This is a genomic window from Arthrobacter sp. AK01 (genome assembly GCF_021109375.1).
Lineage (GTDB): Bacteria > Actinomycetota > Actinomycetes > Actinomycetales > Micrococcaceae > Arthrobacter.
This window is the reverse complement of record NZ_JAJOHP010000004.1, coordinates 44,649-68,299: the sequence shown is the minus strand read 5'-3', so window position 1 is coordinate 68,299 and position 23,651 is coordinate 44,649. Positions and strand designations below refer to the sequence as shown.

Annotated in this window: 19 protein-coding genes; 9 read left to right on the top strand and 10 right to left on the bottom strand. The window is 59.1% G+C overall.

Features of this window, described 5'->3' with window-relative positions:
* Position 1: 1 nt before the first annotated feature.
* Both dhaK and LN996_RS02525 read right to left on the bottom strand, forming a co-directional pair.
* Entirely contained in the window at positions 2–994 is a 993-nt protein-coding gene (gene dhaK / locus LN996_RS02530) for a dihydroxyacetone kinase subunit DhaK (RefSeq protein ID WP_231338624.1), read from the bottom strand.
* Positions 991–1,746 carry an MIP/aquaporin family protein gene (locus LN996_RS02525; RefSeq protein WP_231338623.1) on the bottom strand — a complete coding sequence of 252 codons (756 nt, stop codon included), beginning with the start codon at positions 1,744–1,746 and terminating at the stop codon, positions 991–993. Before LN996_RS02525 ends, dhaK begins: the two co-directional genes overlap by 4 nt.
* Before the next feature lie 164 nt (positions 1,747–1,910).
* Between LN996_RS02525 and LN996_RS02520 the strand changes: the two genes are divergently transcribed.
* The 4 genes from LN996_RS02520 to LN996_RS02505 all read left to right on the top strand — a co-directional run bounded on the left by LN996_RS02520 (position 1,911) and on the right by LN996_RS02505 (position 4,908).
* Positions 1,911–2,681: an IclR family transcriptional regulator gene (locus tag LN996_RS02520; protein ID WP_231338622.1), complete on the top strand. Its 771-nt coding sequence runs from the start codon at positions 1,911–1,913 to the stop codon at positions 2,679–2,681.
* A gap of 138 nt (positions 2,682–2,819) precedes the next feature.
* Complete coding sequence (locus LN996_RS02515; protein WP_231338621.1) at positions 2,820–3,050, top strand: helix-turn-helix domain-containing protein; 231 nt, start codon at positions 2,820–2,822, stop codon at positions 3,048–3,050.
* A gap of 254 nt (positions 3,051–3,304) precedes the next feature.
* Positions 3,305–4,210, top strand: a complete 906-nt coding sequence (locus LN996_RS02510) for a hypothetical protein (protein ID WP_231338620.1) — start codon at positions 3,305–3,307, stop codon at positions 4,208–4,210.
* Positions 4,210–4,908 (top strand): hypothetical protein, encoded by a 699-nt coding sequence (locus LN996_RS02505; protein ID WP_231338619.1) that lies wholly within the window; start codon positions 4,210–4,212, stop codon positions 4,906–4,908. Before LN996_RS02510 ends, LN996_RS02505 begins: the two co-directional genes overlap by 1 nt.
* A gap of 108 nt (positions 4,909–5,016) precedes the next feature.
* Here the strand turns inward: LN996_RS02505 and LN996_RS02500 are convergent, their stop codons facing one another.
* Together LN996_RS02500 and LN996_RS02495 are read right to left on the bottom strand one after the other, a co-directional pair.
* Positions 5,017–6,132 carry a DUF4238 domain-containing protein gene (locus LN996_RS02500; protein WP_231338618.1) on the bottom strand — a complete coding sequence of 372 codons (1,116 nt, stop codon included), beginning with the start codon at positions 6,130–6,132 and terminating at the stop codon, positions 5,017–5,019.
* 28 nt (positions 6,133–6,160) lie between these two features.
* Entirely contained in the window at positions 6,161–6,937 is a 777-nt protein-coding gene (locus LN996_RS02495; protein WP_231338617.1) for an HIRAN domain-containing protein, read from the bottom strand.
* 272 nt (positions 6,938–7,209) lie between these two features.
* On the opposite strand from LN996_RS02495, the gene LN996_RS02490 reads away from it, so the two are divergent.
* The 3 genes from LN996_RS02490 to LN996_RS02480 all read left to right on the top strand — a co-directional run bounded on the left by LN996_RS02490 (position 7,210) and on the right by LN996_RS02480 (position 12,664).
* Positions 7,210–8,475: a hypothetical protein gene (locus tag LN996_RS02490; protein ID WP_231338616.1), complete on the top strand. Its 1,266-nt coding sequence runs from the start codon at positions 7,210–7,212 to the stop codon at positions 8,473–8,475.
* A 1,747-nt stretch (positions 8,476–10,222) separates the two neighbouring features.
* Entirely contained in the window at positions 10,223–10,798 is a 576-nt protein-coding gene (locus LN996_RS02485; RefSeq protein WP_269215552.1) for a sce7726 family protein, read from the top strand.
* 642 nt (positions 10,799–11,440) lie between these two features.
* Positions 11,441–12,664 (top strand): AAA family ATPase, encoded by a 1,224-nt coding sequence (locus LN996_RS02480; RefSeq protein ID WP_231338614.1) that lies wholly within the window; start codon positions 11,441–11,443, stop codon positions 12,662–12,664.
* A gap of 369 nt (positions 12,665–13,033) precedes the next feature.
* On the opposite strand, the gene LN996_RS02475 is transcribed toward LN996_RS02480, so the two are convergent.
* The 5 genes from LN996_RS02475 to LN996_RS02455 form a co-directional block, all read right to left on the bottom strand.
* Positions 13,034–14,140 carry a beta family protein gene (locus LN996_RS02475; RefSeq protein WP_231338613.1) on the bottom strand — a complete coding sequence of 369 codons (1,107 nt, stop codon included), beginning with the start codon at positions 14,138–14,140 and terminating at the stop codon, positions 13,034–13,036.
* A gap of 32 nt (positions 14,141–14,172) precedes the next feature.
* Positions 14,173–14,868: an ABC transporter ATP-binding protein gene (locus LN996_RS02470; protein ID WP_231338612.1), complete on the bottom strand. Its 696-nt coding sequence runs from the start codon at positions 14,866–14,868 to the stop codon at positions 14,173–14,175.
* Positions 14,868–17,141, bottom strand: a complete 2,274-nt coding sequence (locus LN996_RS02465; protein WP_231338611.1) for a bacteriocin-associated integral membrane family protein — start codon at positions 17,139–17,141, stop codon at positions 14,868–14,870. Before LN996_RS02465 ends, LN996_RS02470 begins: the two co-directional genes overlap by 1 nt.
* 159 nt (positions 17,142–17,300) lie before the next feature.
* Positions 17,301–17,603, bottom strand: a complete 303-nt coding sequence (locus LN996_RS02460) for a lactococcin 972 family bacteriocin (protein ID WP_231338610.1) — start codon at positions 17,601–17,603, stop codon at positions 17,301–17,303.
* Between the two features lie 190 nt (positions 17,604–17,793).
* The gene (locus LN996_RS02455; protein WP_231338609.1) at positions 17,794–18,777 is read right to left on the bottom strand and encodes an NAD(P)-dependent oxidoreductase; all 984 of its coding nucleotides are present in this window, start codon (positions 18,775–18,777) and stop codon (positions 17,794–17,796) included.
* 2 nt (positions 18,778–18,779) lie between these two features.
* On the opposite strand from LN996_RS02455, the gene LN996_RS02450 reads away from it, so the two are divergent.
* Positions 18,780–19,451, top strand: coding sequence for a ScbR family autoregulator-binding transcription factor (locus tag LN996_RS02450; RefSeq protein ID WP_231338608.1), 672 nt, complete (start codon positions 18,780–18,782; stop codon positions 19,449–19,451).
* Here LN996_RS02450 and LN996_RS23855 read toward each other — a convergent pair.
* Positions 19,354–20,355, bottom strand: coding sequence for a ScbA/BarX family gamma-butyrolactone biosynthesis protein (locus LN996_RS23855; RefSeq protein WP_374202206.1), 1,002 nt, complete (start codon positions 20,353–20,355; stop codon positions 19,354–19,356). The two genes, LN996_RS02450 and LN996_RS23855, sit on opposite strands and share 98 nt — an antisense overlap.
* Before the next feature lie 730 nt (positions 20,356–21,085).
* Between LN996_RS23855 and LN996_RS02445 the strand changes: the two genes are divergently transcribed.
* On the top strand, positions 21,086–23,446 hold the full coding sequence (locus tag LN996_RS02445; protein ID WP_231338607.1) for a hypothetical protein: 2,361 nt from the start codon (positions 21,086–21,088) through the stop codon (positions 23,444–23,446).
* The last annotated feature ends 205 nt before the right edge of the window (positions 23,447–23,651 follow it).

Genomic DNA, 23,651 nt, shown 5'->3' with positions numbered 1-23,651 from the left:
GTCAGGCCTTCCAGCGCAAGGCAGGGGTGTCGACGGGTGCGTCCCAGAGGTGAAGGATTTCCTCATCGGCTTCAACGAGAGTCAAGGAGCAGCCGGCCATGTCCAGGCTGGTGACGTAGTCTCCGACCAGTGATCGTGCGAGCGTGATGTTGCGTTCCTTGAGCCGGTCGGCCACTTCGGCGAACATGCCGTACAGCTCGATCAGCGGGGTTCCGCCGAGGCCGGTCAGCAACGCGATGACGGGTTTACCGGTGAAGGCGTAGTCGGTGGTGATCGATTCGACCAGTTCTTCGGCTAGTTCGGCAGCGGACATGACGGGCACGCGTTTACGTCCAGGTTCGCCGTGGATGCCCACACCAAGTTCCATTTCCCCTTCGGGAAGATCGAAGCTGGGCCTGCCGACGGCCGGCACCGTGCAGCTTGTCAGTGCTGCCCCCATGGAGCGCCCTGCGTGGGCGACCCGTTCGGCTAGGACCTGTACTTTTTCCAGCGGCCAGCCTTGAGCTGCTGCGGCGCCGGCGACCTTTTCCAGGATCAACGTGGTGCCGACGCCGCGGCGCCCGGCGGTCCAGGTTGAGTCTTCGACTGCGACGTCGTCGGCAACGATGACCGTGGCAATTTCGATGCCCTGTTCACGGGCGAGTTCGGCCGCCATCTCGAAGTTGAGCAGGTCCCCTGTGTAGTTCTTGACAACAAAGAGGACGCCGGAGCCAGAGTCCACTCCGCTTGCAGCTGCAAGGATCTGGTCGGGAGTTGGAGAGGTGAAGATTTCACCGGCACAGGCCGCATCCAACATTCCGGCGCCGACGAAACCGCTGTGGAGGGGTTCGTGTCCGGAACCGCCGCCGGAAACCAGTGCGACGCGTCCTTCCCGGGGTGCGGTGCTGAAAACGATCCTGTTCGCGAAATCAACGGCGAGATCGGTATGTGCTGCGGCGACGCCACGCAGTGCGTCAGCCAGCAACGTTTGCGGTGAGTTGATCAATTTCTTCATGCGCGGGACTCCTCTTCGGTCAGCGCTTCGGTGAGGGTGGTGCGGTCGGCCTGGGTGCGGGAGATAACCCCGAACAGCAGGCCTGCGGCGATACCGGCGGCCAGTTCAGCAATGACGTAGACCGGCCACTGCTCCCAGGCAACGGTGCCGCCCATCAGCTGTTGGATGAGCATCGGTCCGGTGGTTCTGGCCGGGTTGATGGAAGCGCCGGTGGCCGGTGCGACGGGAATGATCGCGGCGAAGACGATGAAGCCGATGACAATACCGGCGAATCCTGGTGCGGCCTTGCGGTGGATGACGCCGAAAACGGTGAAGACCAGAAGGAACGTACCGATGAATTCGGCCGAAAATGCCTGCCATACGGGGATGTCGCCGTAGGCCGCAACGCCCAGACCAAGCTCGCTGGCTTTCTGACCAAGGACTGCGATGATCGCGAGGGAACCTGCGACGGCGCCAAGCACCTGTGCGGCCAGATAGCCGGGGACGTCCCGCCATGGGAACTTCCCGGTGGCGGCGAGGGCGACAGTCACCGCGGGGTTGATGTGGTTTCCGGAAATGTAACCGAACACGTACACGGTGCCGATGACAACGGCTCCGAAGGAGAGCGAGATGAATCCGAGTTCCGAACCGGTGAACGGTTCGGTCCCTCGCGCCATAGCGAGGGCAGGTACGGATCCGACGCCCACGAACACGAGGAACGCTGTGCCCAGGAATTCAGCGGCCAGCTTTTGCCAGGTGCGGTTTTCGTCCATTACGAAGTTCTCCTTTGAACAAGTGGGGTGAAGTGAGGCGAAGCAAGCATTCGACATTATCGAATGCCATTTGCTATTATCGAATCATGCCGGTTGGGCTTCGAGCCTGTCAAGGGGCTAAATTTGCTTGTTGAACGTGTAGGCAACGGATGATATGAAAGTGGGTGCTGAGACCTGTGATCCAGTCGATTGACCGCGCAGCCAAGATCCTCGGACTCCTCCAGGGCGCCCGCCGTCTGGGCATCTCGGAGCTGGCTTCGGCACTGAGCCTTCCGCCATCGACGGTCCATGGCCTCGTGAAGTCACTTCAGGAACACGGCTTGGTCGCCCAGGAAATATCAGGCAACCGCTACGTGCTCGGGCCTGCACTACTCAAACTTTCCAGCGTTTACCTCGACACGCTTGATGTCCGGGCGCGTTCAATGCGTTGGATGCACGAGCTGTCGTGGCGGACCGGTTGCGCGACAAGGTTGGGGGTGACTGTTTTGGACGAGGTCCTCATCATTCATCATGACCGGCGCCCCGATGGCACCGAACAGATGCCAGAAACGGGGCTCAATCTGCCCGCCCATGCCTCGGCTTTGGGCAAAGTGTTGCTTGCCTACAGCTCTGAACTTGAAAAGGAAGTCCTCAATAAGCCACTGGTAGAGCTGACCGGTGATACGTTGACTGATCCGGCACAGCTTCACGAGCAGCTCTCGGAAGTACGAAAAACCGGAACCGCCTTCGAATATGAAGAAGCTGTCATCGGTGAAGCGTCCGTGGCGGTTCCCGTCTACGGTGAAAGCGGGGCAGTGGTCGCAGCGCTCTCCGTCGTACTCCCGACAAGTGAGTGGCCAGCAGATGAAGCGACCGTCCGTCAACTGCGGGACGCTGCCCGGACCATCTCCCGCGAACTCGGCGCACCAGGCCGGTCATCCCAAGGCAATCGGTAAGCTGCCTCAACTGACGAACGAAGTATGTCTTTCGTCCGGCTCTGCACGAATTACCGGCAGGTAGGTAATCACGCAGGTAGGTAATCACGCAGGTAGGTAATCACGGGGAGATGCCCGGGCCCCCTCTAGGATGGAGCGGTGTCGGATGAGAAGAAGAAACACAGGTTCCTGACCATTGAACAGGTCGCCGAAGAACTGAACGTCTCCGTATCCCAGGTGCGGGCACTGCTGAAGACAGGTGAGTTGCGCGGGCTCCAGGTCGGCGGGAGGAACGTGTGGCGCATCGGAGCCAACGACGTCGAAGAGTACATCGCCGAAGCGTACAAGCGCACCGCTGAGCACATCGCGGTGGGTGACCTCCCGGACTGAGAGAGTGCGCTAATTCCGTCCACTGTCCCCGACGCCCGCATAATCAACACATGCCTTCCTGCGCTTTCTGCGGCTCCACGCAGCAAATGACCCGCGAACACGTCTTCGGCCAATGGGTCAGTAAAATCGGCCTTGACCTAAGCCCCGTACAGCACAAAGCAGGCCCACTGAACGGACTCCCGCGCGACATGGGCCGTCAACCCCCATACCGCCAGACCGTAAAGAATTTCTGTGCATCGTGCAACAACGGCTGGATGAGCGACCTGGAGGGCACCGCCCAAAGGGTTCTGACACCCTTGATCCTTGGTGAACCAGGAACCATCGACTTCGAAGACCAACCCGCGATTGCCATGTGGATCCACAAGACAGCCCTCACTGCGATGCTTATCTCCAGTGACCAACAACGTGACGAAGGGTACGGCCTGCCGTCGTCCGAGTACTCCGAGTTGTATGCGCGCCGGGATCAGATGCGGCCTTTGGATGCGAGCCGTTTCTGGGTTGGGCGTTATGTAGGAACGGATGGATTTTGGGCCGTGCGGGTTACTCCGGTCACGATGCGCATGTCTGCGTTTCCGGAACCCGACTTTCCCCATGGATATGTCATGACCATCGTGCTCGGTCACCTCATCCTGCAGGCCCTGAGAGTAACCGCACCGGATAGGGATTTTCCCGTCAAGAGCGATCTCGGGATGCCACAGGTGTGGCCCTCCCGCGGAAACCTTACCTGGCCCGCAGGACAGCCTTGTGACAGAACGGGATTTCTCCAGTTCGCCGATGGAAAAATGTTGAGCCCAGCCTTGAAGCATCTTGAACTTCATCCTTGGACCCCGGCAACCAACGTGGCCCGGAGCATCATTGTTGGGGACCGGGTTCAAGTCCCGGCGGTATGCGGAAAGCATGTCCTCCACTACCCGGTAACCCTGCTCCGCGAGGCGAATCGAGGAAGGTTCTACGCCTTTGTGGCGCGATGCGCGTGCGACCTGACCTACCTGATGCAAACGGAGCTGGACGGCACTCACTGCAAAGCGGTAGGGAAAGCTGAAGGGGTCAATGAAATCTACGACGACATATCGGGGGACGAGCGTGTGATGAGCAACAAATCCAGAGTTTTCGTGTGCAAGCGTCTTGTTGCCGACCCCGCGATGAACGGTGTTGTTTGATGTCGTTAACCAACGACGTTTCATGGGCGGACCTGGTCTCGTTGGCCGTAGGTGTGGCTTCCCTCGTGGTTACAGTTGCGATCTTCCACTTGGGTCGGCGTCTGTCTTTCCGGCAACAGCGTGAACGCATAACGGAGCTGGAGGGAAAAGCTTGGGGCGTGCTTGGGCCCATCAGGGTGGAAGGGCTCAACAGCAAAATCATCGTCATGAACGTTGACCGTTACAAGCGCGGATACGACGGAAGCAATGAGTTGACGTGGCGGGGGTGGATGTACACAGGACCGGAGATGATTGACGTTGACCACGCGGGAGTGGTGGTCATCGCCGGAGTCGTTGAAAGCTTCTACGACGACTCTGGAAGGCGGACGTTGAAAAAGTCTCCAACCGCCGCTCCGCCGGTGCTTCGCTGCGGGCACATTCCGTGGCGGTGGATTGAAGACATTTCACCCAACGGTGACGAGTTCGACGGCTCAGCGATCTTTTTCGTGCGTCACGGGTCCCCTGGCCGGGAGCCTTACGACTCTTATACGTACCGTGAGGCAATACCGGTCCCTTTCGGTCCCCACAGTCGCGACTACTATAAACCCATCCCCGACCTGGGGCTGTTGCGGCCGCGCCCCATGAGAGATTGGTGGCGTTTTGCCAGATCACTGAAGCGCCTGCGCACCTCGAGAAGTCGTCGGAGAGGTCTTCGCTAAAAGCCCAGATTGCTTGACGGAATTGCTCTGAACGCACAGCGTCCGGGACCGCTGGCCGTCTGTGGCAGAGCCGGCATTTTCTCGCGGGCTTAGGGGACACAGTCGCTGTTAGCGGTGTTCGGCTAGCGTCGGAACATGGCGGTGAAGGCCGCTGTCGCACAACAGAACGTCCGGGCCGTTGCTGTAGCATTCCTTGGTCTCCACCACACAACCTGGCGGTTCGACGTACTCGCCGTTGGGCTTGCGCTGAGAACATCGCAGACGCATCTGTGCCCGCCGTGGAATTCCTTTACCTACCGGCAATGTCCGCAGTTGGTCCTCTGTAGCGATGATGAATCGGTCCCGCCCCTGAAGCATGATGGCCCGGACTTTGTCCGTCAACGACGTGGTGGCCCGTTTGAACGTGACCTTTTCGCCGGTGAGCTCATTGCTCCAGTCGACAGCCCGGGATGGGCTGATTGGCCACCAGATGGTCCTGGCTTCGTCCAAACCAGGACGCACGCCGCCCACGAACGGATTCTGGACCGGAGCGTCGGAAGTTATGAAACGTCCTTTCGGATCAACCCAAATTTCCAGCTGACGGGTCGTCATGACGTCAGCCGCCTTCCACATGGTGCGGAACAAGATTTCGGTGTGGATGTTGTTCAGACGCAGTGGGTCATGATCAGTTATCGGGCTGGTGAACCCGTCTGCCTGCTGCTCGCCCCACCACAGATCCTGCTGTTGCATAAGCCGGCGGCTCTGAGAGGTCCGCATCCGTTGAAGAGCTGCCGTGACTCCGGCGGCCATGAAGTCTTCGAAGCTGAGGTCGCTTCCCTGATCGAGTGTGAGCAGAATGTATTGGATCCGACGGACCTCTTCATCCACGGCTCCGAACATCAATTCCACGCGGTTGTGGGCTTCGCCGTCCATCCCGACAACCCGGTAGAAATTCTCGGTGACGCAGACGTCGTTGACACCCAGTTGCTTAACGCTCCCGGTCTCGGTGTTTAACGTCCATACCCGCTTCCCATCAGCGGACCAGCGCTTCAAATGCGTCTTCGGCACATAATGGTGGCGGCGGGCCTTCGTGTCTGATGCTTCGGCGGAGTCATGGAGACGTTTGTAATATTGCTTCGCTTGCTGGTTCAGGAAGTCGCCGCCGCCCGTCAGCGGGATTGCGCCCCAAGGATTTGGGATGACCTTCTGGAGCTGCCATTCACCCGGGGAAGTCAAGAGAGTCATTGATCCACAATATGTCTTTCACCGCTCCTTATGATTCAGATCCTTTCTCCAGCTTGGCAAGTCGTTCTCCGATGCGGCTTCCGTCACGGCGCGCCTTCGGGCAGCGGTCCATCCACCTTTTGAGGACGGCGATTTCTTCGCTTTTCTGCCCGAGCTTTCGGTGGACGATTGCGGCCTGCTCCGTGTACCAAGGTGCCGGTTCCCGCCGTCCTGCGTCGCCCTCAGCGGCCTGGATGGCTTTGTAACAAAGGACGAGTGCCTCTTCGTTGCGGCCCTCACGCTTCAGTTGCTTGATCGGCTCAACCAATTCCAGGTAGTGGACTCCATCGACCATGCCCCGTTTGAACTGGGCTGCGCGTTCACCGCCCTCCGCCAACGCCTCCTGCACCATCGCAGCAGCATCGGTGTGGGCTTTGTTGGTTCGGTCGTGGGCCGTGAGTGCTGGCGGGTCCTCGGGTGCGTAAGCCCATTCCGGCTCGCCTTCGCCAAGCCAAACGTAGGCCTTCGCAAGCAGCTTCTGCTCGCGCTGAACATGAAGTTGGTACCGTGCAGGGTGGCTGACGCCTTCAGGCAGCGCGATCTTCTGCGCAATAAAGGAGGGCAGGTATCCGACTCTCTCGCCGCCCACCAGAACGGCCACTGCCTGCGGGTCTGCGGGGTTTTCCGGTTCGCGCTGCAGCTGGGCCGCGCCCTCGTAGTAGCCACCGGTGCCGAAGGCTTCACGGTCAGCCAGTGCCGCTACTGCCTCACGGGCGAAAGTGGTTGTGCCGGCAACTTCAACGCAGGGGTTGAAGGACAGAACCATACGAAAAGCCGGCTGTTCGGTTGTTCGTGGTTTCTTGATCTCCGCTATTGGCGGCGTGACCGTCGCTCCTCCGACTAGCTGCCGAACCCATTTGCCAATCCCCACTGGTTCCCCCTGAAGAAGTCACGATCAGCGGCAACGCCGCGTTGATGACTCTATCAACCGGGGGACAAGGGCTGGTGTCAAACAACTGGCCGGGCTATCACAGGCCAGTGGCGGCCTCTTCCTCCTGTCCGCGCGACAGGATAGATTCTGCGAAAAGGGGAGGGACCATGGTCAACGACGACTTTTCCGGCTCGCAGGAATCCGACGGGCGACCACCCACGGGCGGCCGCGCGTTCATGGATGCAAGCCGCGCCGGCCAGCTCAGTTCGGCCGCCCAGCTCCTTCTTCTGGGGACCTATCTGCTCGGCTCAACTGACCAGATAATTGCCGCGCAACCTGACGCTGATGATCTGTCCGTGCCGTACGTCGAAAGCTTCGATGGTTCACTCGAAAGCTGGAAAAATCCGGATTCGCTCGAGTCCCTCACGAGGATGGCCATGCAGGATCACGGAGTCGCGCGTGAATCTTTGGAATGGCGTCCGGGAATTCCGTGTCGACCTGAGGAGCAATTGGCTTTGTGGCGGGATGTTGAACTGACCCGTCGCGCACTCTCCGCTGTGGCCCTCATTAGCTTGTCCGTATGGAGCGAAAGCGAGATCCAACAGGTCGCCGCATCGGCTGCCGTCCACAGCCTCACGACCGGTACGTACGCCGTTGCGGTCCATGTGTTGGAACGAGCGCTGGCGTCCCGGGACCCCCTCGCGGCCGAGATAGCAGAGGCAGCCCTTGGGGAGAACGCGCGCCGATCGACGGTTAGGGACACTGAGGTGGAGGGCAGCCGCTCGGCTCCGGAACCGGAAACAAGCCTGACCATTCATGGGACGTGGGCCCGGCTGGCCGAACAGCGGTGGTATGCGCCGGGGTCGACGTTGCATTCCCATATCCGCAGCGAGGTCAACAGCAATCTGTTCTCAAACCCCGAGTACTTCAGATGGTCCGGCGGTTACAGCGAACAAGAACGCAGAAGCGGCTCGGATGATTTTCCGCTGTGGAAGCGGGCCCAGGGCGTCAAATCCATCGATACCCTCTACGCCCACAGCCACGGCGGAAACGTTGCGCTCAATCGCATAGCTGCCGGGGAGAAAGTCAAGCTTCTGGTCCTTCTCCACACTCCCGTCTTGCCCCGCTCCGAAGATGAATGGAATGCCATCAGGCCTAACGTCACCAGAGTCCTCCTCATGCGTTCACGGGCAGACCTGGTCATGCTCGCAGATGGCCTGCGTAATCAAAGCTCATTGAATTTTGGCCAGCACCAGCTTCCCCACAGGCGCATATTGCCGCATTGGAAAGGCAAGGATGCGTGGTTCTCCCACAGTCTTTTCGTAGATGACTCGACGTGGACCAAGTACAACCTCGCTAACGAAGTGAAGTACGAGTGGGAGATTGCGAACACGATCAGTCCATCTCCCCGTCCGGGTACTTGGACCTTCTGATGCCGTCACGGTCAGGTCCCTGGGTTGCCGCGCCGGAGACGGGTGGGTGCAGGACAGACGTCCGATGGCCTTCGTCGTGCAGTGGCCAAGGCTCGAGGTCGCAGCAAATTTCTATCCAGATGTGCCATCGACAAGTAATGGAATGCGGATTTTCGGTGGCTTTGAAGAGGTTATGAATGCCGGCCCAAAAATGCGGATGCCCCCAAATTGGGGGCCATGTGATAACCCTCGTCTCTGGAGGAGGAGGTTCGTTCCTCAGGTTATCACATGCATTAAAATGCCGGTCTCTCACGCTCGACCACCATAAGCGGCCAATTCGTTCGGGAATCGACCGCCGGTCGAGTGGCTTGACGGCCCTGCATCCCAGTGCTGGCGGGGAATTTGGGTCCAAAATGACCCCCACTCGACCAAAACGACCATGTGGGGCACATGCCTCTCTAGGGAGATTGCTTTCTTTCTAGAAGAAAGGTGTCCCCTGGTGAAAGAACACTGGCCCCCTTATATATATCTATATTTCTGGTCGTTTAAGTAGAGTAGTAGTAGTAGAGGGGCCTCCTTCCCTTTGTTTGCAAGGGATTTCCCACTCGACCAGCTGGTCGAGTGGTGGTCGTTTCGGACGAGTGCCCGGTCGAGCCACGAATCGTCCCATTCGATTCGTCCTTCGCACGCCGCGGAGTTCACCCATTGATCCCCAGCGCATCCGGGAAAACGGAAACAATGAAGACCCGGCTCTCAGGTATTGTGGGTTTTGTCGGAAGATCCTAAGAAGACCCGGCGTTTGACTTGGTGGCGGAAGATCCTGAGAAGACCTGGCACCAACGCAGTCCCTGTAGGCCTTGGCGAGCATTGAGAACGCATCGAGACTCTTTGCGCGTTGGCGAAACAAAGACGGTTCCGTGCCGGCAGTCCACCGGTGCAGCGGTGCGGCAAGAGTCGCATCTGTTTGGACTTGAAGCCCGGAATGAGCCCGCGGATTGCCCCGGCGCTGAGCGGACGGCCGAAAATACAGCTCATCGTATCACGTCACAATGCGGCCGAGTTCGGGTGTGTTCCTGAAATTTGCATTCAGCGAAACTCAGGGACATTCAGAACCAAAGACAGCTGGGAGCCTCCAACGGACAATTGCAAGTGGCGTGTAGCATCACCAGATGAGCGAAATAGGGCTAGCACTCGCACGGAGAGACTTTCCGATAATTGAACTCGTTCTCCGGCGCACACATAACCTAAGTCAGTTGGAACCTTTTCGGTCAGCACACGAGGAGCATAACGACGGTACGGCAATGAATGGCAGCCATGATGAGGATGACTCGGACTGGTGCGTCGCGACCATTGTTCACTCCGGATCGATTCGCGTCATTTACAGAGATGGGTCTTTCTGGGGTGTCCGAGTGCGGGATCAGCAGCCTGAATGTCTCCAAGAGGAATTTGAAGCCTTCAAAGAACAGATTGCTGCACCCTCGCTGGGAGGCGGAGCTTTGTAGGCCCAACTAAGACGTTATGCAAGGCAATTCATCTGGTTGGACGGACGTGCCGTCTACAGCCGTTCTGAGCTGTGGCGGATCCAGGGAGTTGACCGATTCCGAATGGGCCGTCGCAACCAATTCCACCGTTGACCTGCCGCAGCAGCTTCTTGCCGGCGAAGATCATTCCCCATGCGACGTGCACGACAAGGCCGTAAAAGGTCGTCGGCTGGCTCGTAGCGCTGGCTGAACTGTTAATCGATGGAGCAAAATGTTAATCTGGCTGTATGTGGGATCGGGATGTTCGTATGGCGTTACACGCCGCCTTGGAGCGCCAGCACAGTCATGAGCGCGCGGACACCCGGTTCGTTGATGAACTGAGCTTGGCTGGAGAAGTGCGTGTTGACGTCGCTGTCCTCAACGGCGCTTTTTCCGGCTATGAAATCAAGAGTGCCCAGGATACGTTGCGCCGCCTTCCGAAGCAGGTCGAGGTGTACTCAAAAATGCTCGACCACATGACGTTGGTGGTCGCGGACAAACACCTCGCCCATGCCCTGCCGTTGCTTCCGGAGTGGTGGGGTGTCATGACCGCCGCCATCTCCCCGGATGAGGGTCTGGTCCTTACACAGCTCCGGGAAGCGCAGTACAACCCGGGCATCGATTCGTCGTTTCTCGCCACGCTGCTGTGGCGGGAGGAACTTCTGGATGCTTTGGAACAGCGCGGCATCGACAGGGGAGTGCGCTCCAAGCCGCGACATGTGCTCATGACACGGCTCGTGGAGCACCTTGACGTCGACCAAATGCGGGTTCTTGTCCGCGAGCAGTTGAAGGTCAGAGTGAATTGGCGGGAGAGTGCAGCGTGACCTCGATTTGACGCTAGGTTGCCCTGCGCCGCCACGGTACGGCGTTTCCTGAGGCCAACAGGCTGCGGCCCCTTCGATCCAGACTTCCGGTTTCGCCGTTTTCATTCGGATCGGGGTTTCGAGGAGGGCGCGTCTAATGAGGGCCTGCTGTGCCGGCGCTACGGTGGGCCACCTTTGGCTTTTGCCGACGGAGGCCTCGCACAGACTTCACCGAACGAAAGCCCATCGGGCTTCGGTCGCGCAGCGGAATTCGGCGCGAATCGTCAACAGTTTAGGGCCGATGTCCAGGGTCGCTTCCCGAGTTGCCACCGGATGGTCGACGAGGTCCGGCAAGCGCGCTCCCATTAAGGCTCGATTTGTCCTCGAGGAGTAGCGGTTCAAGGCTTCATCGCCACTGGTGCAGATCTCTCGGGTGCCTCTTCGGTCGCTGCCCCGTCTCTTTATTACCTCGACAGCATCGCGGCGAGTCCTTCCCGGGCGCCGCTTCGGCCCCGGTCTGACGTAGTGGATTATTGGCCTCACCACCCCGGCGCACGGGTTGCCATGCGGGTCCACGTAGTCCCGACACGGCGACACCTGTGTGGGGTGTTTCTAGCTTATGCACGTTTTATAAATGTTTAATAAACCGCTAAAATTCTTGCTATGGACCCCCTTGAGAATCCGTACACACCCAACGCTGGCGCGAATCCGCCGGTGCTCGTCGGCCGAACCGACGAGCTTGCCTCCTTCAAGCTCCTGTTGGCCAGGCTGGCGCGCGGACGCAGCGAACAGTCAATGATCATCACCGGGCTCCGTGGGGTAGGGAAAACGGTGCTCCTGGGTGCCTTCCGGAAGGAAGCCATATCCGCTGAATGGGCTGTCATAGACATTGAGGTGAGCAAGCACGATGACAGGGACTTCCGGCGCCAGCTGGCGGTGGAGTTCCGGAAAGCTCTGCTGGAAATCTCCCCACGCGCCAAGTGGACGGATCGTGCAAGGCGAGCGGCCGGTGTGCTGCGCTCGTTCACGGTCTCTGTTGATCCGGAAGGCAAGTTTACTGCCGGCTTTGACGTCGAGGCCGTCGAAGGCCAAGCTGACAGCGGCCAGCTCGGCGTTGACCTTACCGACCTTTTTCTGGCCGTTGGAGAGGCAGCCCAGGACCATAAGACCGGCCTTGTTCTGCTCTTCGACGAGGTGCAGTTCCTTTCCAAGGCCCAGCTGGAGTCACTGATCGCTGCCCTGCACAAGACTGTTCAGCGGGAACTGCCCATAACCATGGTCGGCGCGGGCCTTCCACAGATAGCCGAGTTGGCGGGCGAGGCGAAATCCTACTCCGAGCGACTGTTCAAGTTCCCGAAGATCGGAACGCTCAAGGATGTCGATGCCATCGAGGCAATTAGTCGACCGGCTCTGGACAGCGGCGTTGTTTTCGATGAGGCCGCCGCCAACCAGGCTGTGCACCTCACCGGAGGTTACCCCTATTTTCTGCAGGAAATGGGATCAGCGGTGTGGAACCTGGCCGAGGACAACAAGATCACGACGCGGGACGTCAACGACGCTCACCGGTACGTTGAGGAGAAACTTGATGGCAGTTTCTTCAGGGTCCGTCTGGATCGAACGACGGAGCTTGAACAAGCCTATCTTCGCGCCATGGCCGAACTGGGCCCTGAACCCCAACTGGCCAACGATGTGGCGACACTGCTGAATCGCACGTCCCAGCAGGTGGGTCCGACGCGGTCTCAGTTGATTGACAAGGGATTGCTCTACACGCCGAACCACGGATATGCAGCCTTCACTGTGCCGCATTTCGATCAGTTCATGCTTCGAGCGGTTCCTGTACTCATGGTCCCGGAGCTGCGGCACCGGAGAGGGCGGCATTCCGCCTGACAAGATCGGCTCCGATCTGCGGCGCAAGCCGTGTGGGTGGCGGTTCGTGCACTGCCCGAGGACGCTGATGTTCAGTCTGGATTGGCTACAGCATGTTCCCCGCATGCCCGCCCTGCGAGAGCCGATGGCGCCGCGACCCAGCAGGTGTGTCTACTTGTTTTTCGATACCGGTAGCTGCCCGAGGCCAGCGAGCTGGCACAGCGAACATCACCTCTCTGGACCAGCTCGTCCCTGTGGCCTCGAGATTCGGGTCTGGTAGCGGGGATACGCCGCTTGTGGTGGGCCGGCGGTTGGCTGTGCGCGACCAGCCGCGCCATGAACATACGGCGCGGCTGGTGGATGCACGTCGCTGTCCGCGACCAGGTGGAGTCAGAGTGAATTGGCGAGAGAATGCAGCGTGACCTCGATGTGCCGGTACGTCGCCCATCGCCGCCAGGTCATGGGGTTGCCTGACGGGCCCCCTGCCGCGGCGGCTTCGATCCAGGTTTCCGCTTTCGTGCGGACCGGGGTCCCGTACAGGGTGTGCCCAATGAGGGCCTGCAGTGCCGGCGCTACCGATGCGCCACCTTTGCCTTTGCCGCCGGAGGCCTTATAAAGACCGCCGCGGACAAAGACCCACTGGGCTTCTGCCGCATACCGGAGGGTGGCGCTGATGGTCAGAAGCTTGGGGTCAATATCAAGGGTGACCTCAGGGTTTGCCACCAGATGGTCAAAAAAGTCAGGCAGGAGTGCGCTGATTCCTTTCAAGCCCAAGTAACTGGCGGTGTACTGGGCCAGTTCCGCCCGACGGAGGACGAACGTGCCTTGGCCGGTCGGCAGATCCTTGGGCCAGCTGTGGCCGCCCGTGGTGATATGGCGCCATCCTGTACTGGATGCAGCATGCATTTCGTTCTGAATTGCCGCGACGACCAGAGCGTCGACTTTGGCCTCAAAATCCAGAAAAAGGTCGACGTCTGAATGTCCGGCACCGACAGCGGACATCACCGTCGTGGCAGCCGCGGCGTTGATGCCGGGCCAGTCGTTTGTTGTCAGGCGAATGCCTATTCCGCGTCCGTTGGCTGCATGGAGTGATTTGGCGGCGGCAAGGAACGCGGCAGAACTTTGCGGGGTGGCCAATGGCATCAGGAGGAGCCCCAGTTTCTGGGCTTCGGTGACAAGCCAATGCAGAGGGTGCTGGCCGTGGACCAACCCTTCGTCGTCCAGTAACGACAAATCGATATACGCCAGGCGGTCGCCGCGGGCGGCGTGAAGCTTCTTGGGCAGATCGGCCAGATGGGCTGTCGGGCTCTTTGCGAAGACTTCGTTGTCGTAGTCCCAGTCACGGGCAGCGACGATGAAGACCGGCGTGATCTGTGCGTGGGAAGCCGCCGTCAGATCTTTGTAGGCTGCCAATTCGCCGGCCCTGGCAATGGTAAATGGCCGGTAGATGGGAGGCGTCGCCGGAAGGGGCTGTGGGGACGCTGCTGATTCAGTCATGAAGTTCCTTCGGGTGTTGGTTGGTCCAGTGGTCACGCGATGTCGTGAGCTGGCTGCGGGGCCCGCGCGGCCAAGGGTGTGCCTTCGAGGCTGAGGACCCGGTCACATGCGTCAGCGACCACGCTGTCATGGGTGACGATGACGATGGTCTTCCCTGCGTCGCGCATGCCTCGCAAAATCTCGAGGATGTGGGCCCTGTTCTCGGTGTCCAGGGAGCCGGTTGGTTCATCGGCAAGGACGAGCTCGCAGGGCTTGAGCATGAGCCGTGCCAGCGCGAGCCGCTGCTGCTCACCGCCGGAAAGCTCGTAAACCTTCCTGTCGGCGAAGCCTTCCAGACCGGTGCGGTGGAGTGCTTCCGCGCGACGGTGGGCCTGTTCGCTGCGGGGAGTCCTTACATACTTTTGGGCGACCTTAAGGTTGTATTCGGCGGTCTCGCCGTCGATCAAGGCGTAGTTCTGAAACAGGTAGCCGAGCCGATGCCGGAGCACTTTTTCGGCCTGTTTGGATTTGACCCTCGGAGCAGTTCCGCCGAAGAGGGAAACTTCCCCTGAGTCGTAGGATTCCAGGAGGCCGATCATGTTCAATACCGTGGATTTTCCCGTGCCGCTTCGGCCGGTGAGTGCAATCATTTCTCCTCGGGTGATGGTCAGACTCAGGTTGTCGATGACTTTACGGCCGCGGAAGGATTTGCTCACGTTGATGAGCTCGCATACGGGTTCGGTATTCATTAGAACTCGCCTTTCAGTACGTCTGTTGTTCGTTTGGTCTCGATGAGTGCCAAGGCAAAGGCTGAGAAGACCAGCTCCAATACCAGGACAGTGCCCGCGGTGGCCAGCACGACGGATCCGTTGGCCGTGCCGGAGCTTGTGGCTGTGGCGAAGGGCGAAACCCCGGCGGCATTGAGCAGTAAGGCCCCGGCCAGTTGGATGCCCCAGACGAGGGTGAACACCGTGAGGAATTCCTGGTACCGGCTGATGAAGGGCGTTCCGAACAGCCTCCGAACGACGATGCGGCGGGAGAACCGCTCGAAGGTCAATGTCAGGCACTGGAACGCCAGGGCAAGCATTGTCAGGAGCAGCCCGGCGGCAGTAATGGCGATGTTTCTGATGCCTTGCTGCAGGTATTCCACTTGGCCGAGCGCGTAGTCGTTCATGGTGACAAGGTGCAGAAGGTTGTCTTCGAGTTTGAGACTTTTCAGCAAGGGCCCGAGCTCGGCCTGGGTTGCCGATGTGCTGGAGTCTGTGAGCTTGATCTTCAGGCCTGTTCCTGCGGCGCCTGTGATCATGTTGCTGCGGTCAATTCCTGCACTGTTCGAGTCGGTCATGACTTGAACGATGGGGTTTGTAACGACGTTTCCGTCTTCGGGTGCAACAGCGGGGTTGAAACTGAAAACGCGTTGATCGTTCGCGGTCCAGATGATGCGCACCTGCTGGGTTTTCACCTCGGGAGGAACATCCCGTCCGAAGACAACTTTTTCGGCTTGTGCCACCCCTTGACGATTTGGTCCTCCGGTGCGTGACGCCGTGAAGTAGGCCAGAATTTCTTGGCCATGGTCCCGATAGGATTCCGGGACCAATACCACCCAGTTGCTGTCATTCTCCTGCACTGACACAGGGTTCCCGTCCGTGCCTTTGATGGGGAATTCATTGAGGTAGTTGGGGTTGACCAGCATGGAGCGGAACCCGCCCGGCTCGACTGGGTTGGCCAGGGCGGCTGGCTCAAAGTTTGTGGAGTCGATGAACACGGAGCCCATGGCGTTCAGTGAAGGATAGAGCCCGTAGACCTGGGCTTCGGTGGGGCCGGAGCGTCCCGTCTGGAGGTCGATGAGGTCGTTGCCAACACTGGTGGGGTAGTAGATGCCGTACTTGGACGTCGACTGCCAGTTCTTAAGCAGTGCGCTTTGGTGCTGGATTTCGGTGTATTGGCTCCAAAGACCGGCCGATGTTACGACCAGCAGCATCGTAAATGCCGCTTTGAGAACGGTGCTTGTGACGAAAAGGAGTCCCGTTTCTTTGCGGTTCTTGATGGCAGCAGAGATCTCCAGTCGTCGGATGTACATGCACGTCAGCAACGAGGCCAGCAGGGCAATGGCTGCGAGTTTGATGAGGCTGAAGGCTACGGCAGCAAGGAACTGCGGAGTGTGGCCCGGTATCAGGAGGCAGGCTGACAGGATGGCAATTCCGGAGGCCGCCGAGGTGATGGCAATGAGTGATCCTGAGACCCGGAACCAGATAGCCAAGGTGCTGTATCCATGAAGTTTCAGCACTCCGGAGCGCTTTGCTTCGTAGAGTTGGCGGTAAACGAGGAGTACGACGACAAAGAAGACCAGACCGTAAACGAGGACGGTCAGCAGCGCAGCGGTGTTTGTTTGCAGTCCTCCGAATGGGGCCGCGGCCGTTGTGAAGTCGGCGGCGGTCCATCTGGTTGTCCCCAGTATGTCATTGAAGTTCTGAGCCAGGCTTGCTGTGAACTGGTCACATGCGGCCGTCGTGCTGCATTCGACGTAGTAGGCCCCGGCTGCCGGGAGCGAATCGAATGCTGATCGCAGGCTCCTGATGAAGACGCGGTCATTGCCGCCTAGATCCTCCAGAACACCCACCTGTTGGGCCTCTTGTGTTGCCAACGAGGCGAGCACTGGACCGGCTTCCCTGGTGTCGGATGGAGTCAGCAGACGGCCGCTGTGCAGCCGGAAGGAATCCCAGAATGTGGTCGTGTCACCGGCCAGCAGGGCGTAGTGGGTCATCTGAGGCTGATCATCGCTGTTGTAGCCGATGGAGGTTCGGAACACGTTGACCTTGGCCGAATCCGCCGCTTTCCCGAGGGCTTCAAGAGCCACTACCGGGTCCGCCAGCGCTGCGTCGCTTGGTACATCAAAGGGGCGGCCGACGGACGCTGCAGCCTGCTGCATGCTGGTCCGCTCGGCGTTGTCGGCCTCTACGAAGGAAACCCCCGCCCCGGCCGCTGACAAAAGGAGGAGAAAAGCAACGAGAACCCACTTCATGAATGGAGACACCCTTCCGGGGCGGTGGTGCGGAAATATGGTGACCGCCGGAGACCAAGCCTGGGAGCGGCTCCGACTGTTCCTGCTCCCAGGCCTGGTCTGTGGCGATGTTCGCCGATAGCTCCACGTGGTCGGCGGTCACCCACGTGGCTGGAATCCCTAGTAGTTATTCCAGTACTGCGCTGCGTTTTCTCCCGACCCGCACTGGGTGCCGGCGTTGGCCCACGACCCTGCGTTGGCGTAAATCTTGACGTTGTTGGGACCACCGATGGCCGTCGCAGAGTGGTACTGCGTCGGATTCACATAGTGGGACCAGACGTTCTTGAACCATGGAGCCTGGAATGAGGTTCCGTAGCTCCATGTGCCGCCACCGACGTTGACGATGGTTCCCGCCAACGCCGGTGTCGCCGAGGCAACCCCCAAACCAAGAACCAGCAAACCGATCTGTATCGGTCGTTTCATGACATTTCTCCTGTCTCATACTGTTGATCTTGTTGTCCCAGCGACTCCGTGAGTGAAGGTGCGAGATCGCTGCAAAACAAACCTTACGTCCGGTTTTCTTAAAAGAGTCAAGTTGTTGGAAATATTTCCTGCGTGTCGTGGTTGCGGGCTGTTGGGAAGCCGTGCAGAGGGGCAGATGTTTATGGACGAATCAGTGTCGTGTCAGGAAGCGCCGGTACCAGAGCGAAGCATCTGGTGAGATGCGAAATGCGGGTTCCGGCAGCCCGGCAATCTCCCAGAGCTCGGAGGACTCGTAATAATGATCGGCGCCAAGCATGCTGACCTGATGGGGGCGAAATCCCGCCGGTTCCAGTAGGCGAACAGCCTCATGCAGTGAGCAGTCCCGCTTGATGTCCAGCTTCTGGATCTGCTCAGAAATGTGGGTCAGCAGGTTACTGACGCTCACCGGTTCTGTGCCGGCGGCGTGCAGCGCCCCCGACAGGGGCAATGGCGTCCTGGCCAGACTTGCGGATAATCTGCCCAGGGCTTCGACGTCGATGAGGGACACCAGCGCATCACCGTTGTCGATTGTCGCCTCTAAAGTGCTGAACATCCGCACAATTCCAGGTATGACCCAGCGGTCACCGCTGCCGTAGACCAGGTTGGGGCGGATGACGATCCCACCGGCGGCCAGCACCTCCTGATCCGCAGTTGCGCGGCTCTGGCTGGCGATGGACTCCGGATGGTAGCCGGGCGCTGAGGGTTTCGGACCCCGGTGGGGTCCGGATCCGTAGACGGCGGTGGTGCTGAGTTGGATGACTCTGCTAACTGAGGATTGCTCGCAGGCGCGAAGTATGTTCAGCGTGCCCTCCAGATTCACACTTATGGCTGTTGCTGCGTGCGAGCCCACATATGAGGCTGCGTTGATCACGACATCGATACCTTCCAAGGCCAAGGACAGGCTGGAAAAATCGGTGACATCGCCCGGTATGACGGAGTTGTCATAGGATCCGACGCCGTTGTAATGCCCTCTTGATAGGATCGATACGGTGGTATCGCTTTGTGAGTTTAAAGCACGCAAGATGTGGCTTCCGATAAATCCGGTTGCCCCCACCAGCAGCACCCGCTTCGACTCACCGTCCTGGTGGAGCTTTGGAAGCAACTCATACGTTTTTCGACTAGAGCTGAGGTTCATCGTTGGTCCTTCAAGATCGCGCAAAGGCAACTCGGGAGGCGATCATCGCCGGAGCTGCCCTGGTCTTCGAAGAGCATGGCTTCGGGACCGCGAGCATTTCGCTCGTCGCTGAGGCTGCCAAGGTTACGAAGGGGGCCATGTATTTCCACTTCAAGTCCAAAGACGAACTTGCCCGCGCGGTGTTGGAAGAACAACACGCAGTTACCATGGCGGCAGGAGAGCGCATACTTGCTGAGAAGTCTCCGGCGCTGGAAACCATGATCCGGCTCTGCGGCGCCTTTGGCGAGCTGTTGGCGGCCGATGGAGTTGTGCGGGCTGGTATCAGGCTCACGCTTGAAGCGTCGGCATTCGACCAGGACGTTCGCAGGCCCTACGAAGACTGGATGGCCACCATGGGCCGTCTCGCTGAGCAAGCCATCGTAGAAGGACACGTCCGTTCTTCCGTTGATCCGGAGTTCCTGTCGCGGTACATCGTTGCCTCGTTCACCGGGGTCCAAATGGTCTCCAATGTTCTGACCGGTCGCGAAGACGTTATCGAGCGAATACGACAGATGTGGGAAATACTTCTTCCGGGAATCATCCATGAGAGTTCTGGCCTGGATCCGGAAGCACTTGCTGCCTTGGTAGCCGAGACGACGGTCGTAGCGCGAAGGGCTGTGGGGGCTGGCGCCTGATCCGAGCGACAGTGCGCATCAGGACGTCATCTCCCGCGTGAACGCCGGCCACGGCGAGAAGGGTGCCATGGTCATCTGTCAGGGATTCGAGGACCACATCGTGCTCTGCCCCCAATTCGGCCACGGCGAGGAATTGTGACTCGAAGGCGGCGAAATCCAAGCCAGGATCCTCAAATTCCAGCCGCAGCGCCTGCCGCACGGCCTCTATGAGCAGAACGCCCGGAATGTGGTCGAGAGGATGGTCAAACAAAATCGGGTTGGTTGTGTCCACCCGCAGCGGCCACCGTCGTTGTTCCGTAGGGCGACCCACCACGACATTCCAATCAGAGAGATGTCCAACGTCCCCGGCTGATGCCGGTTGAACGAGCCCAGCCGTGGACGACGGCACATGGGCGTTTCTCAAGCGGCTGTAAATCGCAGGATCTACGATCCTGGCCGTTGCATCGCCTCTCGCGATTTCCTGACCGTCCACTACAAACACGGCGGCCGTGCCGAAGGTTGCGACGCCATGGCGACTCGTGCGCTGATTGGTCACCTGAACCTTGGCCGTGACTTCGACGGGGCGGGAGGCGTCTCGGGAACAGTTTGCTTCCATGACGACCCCAATTTGGGGCATCAGGAAAGGACTTCCAAGCGGAACCCTGAGGTAAGTGTGGGCAATCAGGACGGTAAGTTGGCGCAACGTCTCCACGACCAACGCTGAGTCGAAGCTGCTGTTGGGCGGGGCGTAAAAGACATGCCATCGAGGCCACTGCGCACAGACAGTGAACTCTGTCTCGGATGCCTTCGTAATTGCGGTTGGAAAAACCTCCGAAACCGAGCGTCGATGGACGAGCTCCCTGCTGACCGTCGACCTGAACTGCGGATCCCGCCAATCGGCCGTAGTCGATATATTTTGCGTCACGTGCTGCCCCCAATTTCGAATGCCCAAAGCATACCGGGCGTACCGTTTGGTAAGAGGCAGTGCCCGTCACGAACCGTGCGTGTCGTTTTGTTCCCCAAAATGTGCCCGCGTTATGGCCTCGGAGAACAGCAGAAAACTGCGCCGCTGCCCTGATGTTGCTTTTGTCTTCGTTATTTTGGAAGTCACTCTGCGGAATCTGCGACGTCATTCACAGAGCGTCTTCTGAAGACTCGACAATTGAGGCTTCTCCTCACTTTGAGTGGATTCGGAGCGGTGATTCGCGATCCGGACATGTAACACGGAAGGACCAGAAGGCCCTGTGTTCGAGTGCGCTTCTTGCTTCCATGGAGGCAGAGATTGTGTGCGGTGTTGCCGTTGCTTCTTCCAGGAGATCTTTTCGGCCATCGCGCATTGCAACACCGTCGTCATAGCCATCACTTCGCTAGCTGTGAGTTGGGATTCCGCCGGAACATCACACCTTCAACGTTCTTGGCACCAACAGCCAGGTCAGCCTGAGGTCAGTGCATTCGCCTCTACCAGTGTGCCGGGGGCATCTCATGAAACCGGACCTTGGACGGCCAAGAGCCATGTTGCATCACAGGCCGCGACCGCCTCAGGACAGCAGCAGCGATGTAGGGCGGGAGGGCAATGCTGATACCTCATCATGTTGGGGCCGATCACCTGCGTGGGCCGCCGCAGCCCGTGTAGCCTCCCATGGGATCATCACTGCATGACGCTATTTCTCGACAATGAACGCCTCAACGGACCTCACGTCGCGCGGATCAGTGCCCGACCGCGAAGGGTTGCGCTCCCGCTGGCGGTCGGAGGCCCACGAAGTCTCGAAGATGCCGTCGAACTGGAGTGCCAATTATGGGGAGGGGCAGCCAACATCATCCTGCCCATCACGAGCAGCGGCCACATCCCTGACCTTTACCGTCGGATCCTGCCGGGTTCCCAAATCGACGACGTGCACGGTTCTGGCTATGACCCGGAAATGGCACTGAACGACAAGATCAACCTCACTGAGACCAGAAGCGTTGACCGGGCACAGCTAGCCGCAGGGTTATTACCGTTCAGGGCTACCAAAAACAAAGTGACCCACGAGGTGGTTACCCTGGACACTGAGGACCCTTGGCACGGGATATATCTCACCTGCCTCGGGAAATTGCCGGAGAAGGTCGACCCAAACATTGTCCAAGCGGGGCAATGGCTGCCCGACATCGACTTCAGTGACTTTGTGGACATCCGTCGTGTAACGGCGACTGGATCGCTGAGCGATCTGCGTGCTCGGCTCTGGCCGGAGGAACATGTTCTCACACCTCGTCAGCTCTCGATGCACAACCTGTCATATGCGGCGACAGCTAGTACCTCGATCCGACTGGATCGACCGGTCCTCCCGCAACCCTGGTTCGCGCGTTATGACGCGGGTCCTAACATCCTGGTTGTCTGTTCTCCCGGTTCATTGGAAGACCTTGCCCTGCTCTGGAATCTTAGGGCGGCCCATGGTGACTTTTATGCCACGCCCATCGGGATCCCGCATGCCGAATTTTCGGCCGATGCCCTAACGAGGCTGACTTCCTCGCCAGGTATCGCGCTTAACGGCATGGCAGCAACCGTTCTCTATGTGACCAGTTGCAGCGTAACAACAGACGAGTTGTCCGAAGCGCTCACAGGCCTGAGACATGTGAGCGTGCGCCCGCCCGAGGAAATGCTGATGTTCGGATCTGTTCTGGGGTTGAGTCGTGATGAAGTCCTAATCTGGAAGGAGGGTCAAGCAGCTTATATGTCCTTGGACTCAGCTCGCCATCAGGAGGTCCTGCATCAGCGCAACATCAACAGACTACTCGTCATGCAATATGACATCTCGGTCGAAGACGCACCTCTTCCGTTCAGTGACGACTACCGCGTCGACCACTACAACGGTGCGTTCTACAACGGCGCCCACACCAGATGGTCTTCTCTGAGTCATGGTGACAAAATATCCACGATCGAATGGCCTTCCCGTGAACTCGTCGCCAGTAGCCTTGCATCGATCCGAAACCTCAAGCTGCGCGAGTCCGCCCCCGGGATTGCCGCGAGGATCATGGTGGAGATGTTGGGCGGTCTCAGCGACGCGTCCTTACTCTGCCACGCGCCCCTCCTTGAATTGCTCGAATCAATGGCCGCTAGGCAAGGCTTCAACTGGTACAAGGAGCGGCTTAGGCAGGCAGGGATCCAAGCAAACCCAGGCGAATCCGTTGGCTCATCAATTGACGAGCTACCTGAGAAGTCATTCCATGATTTCAAACGCGCCCTCAGCAACAGTGAAGTCGCGACCAAGTACTGGCTCGCATGGGCCGAACGATCCAGCGTGGTCATAAAGGGCTTCCCCCTCCAGTGCCCCAAGTGCGGTGCCAAGCAATGGATTCCCATCGGGAACTTCAAGCCACCTGTAACCTGTCGCGGGTGTGCAAAGGCAATCGAATTCCCGTTCGGCGACCGGCACACGATCGATTTCAAGTACCGGCTCAGCGAACAGGCTCGGCGTGTTTACGAGGTCGATGCCATGGGACACATTCTTGTTGCTCGATTCTTCGAAATGCTCTTTGGCCGCGCCACTCAGAGTGATCTGATTGGCATGCACCCCGGGATGAGCGTTTTTCCTGCTGACGGGAACAGGGAAATCGGTGAAGCTGACCTGCTCATGCTGACTCGGCGCGGCGAGTTCATCCCGATCGAAGTCAAGCGGACGGCATCTGGCCTCACTGAGCGTGAGGTCTCGAAACTGGACATCTTAGCTTCAGCATTGGAATCATCCTGGAGCGGTGTCGCCGCGTGCCAGTACTCCCAGGACACCGGGGACCTGATGGATTCATTGGTCGTACGCAACGCTGACGGGACGCACCGACGGGTGGCATTGACGTACGACCTCATGCTGGACCCCCAACCCACATGGGCTTTAGGAGGCGACCCATTTGCCCTGACCACTCTGACCGCAGAAGAAATCGCCGCGCGAGACAAGAAGTTCGTGGCGTTTCTCACCACGCGGGCTAAGGAATCGGACACAGACTGGCTCGCCTACTCGATGCTTCGGCGCCGGGAGCAAACCTAGACGTGATGACTCTGCCGCAACAGGGCAACTTGGTTCTTCAGCTGGAGACTACGCCAGTACCACCTGTATCGAAATGCTACAGTTCCCACAGTTTCCAGATGATGAACGGGTATACCGCCGGTTTGGGTGGTGCCATTTTTTGCTGTTGTCGGAACCGTAATTCGACAACGATGACCCTCGTCGGCCTCCGAGGCTGAACGGCTTC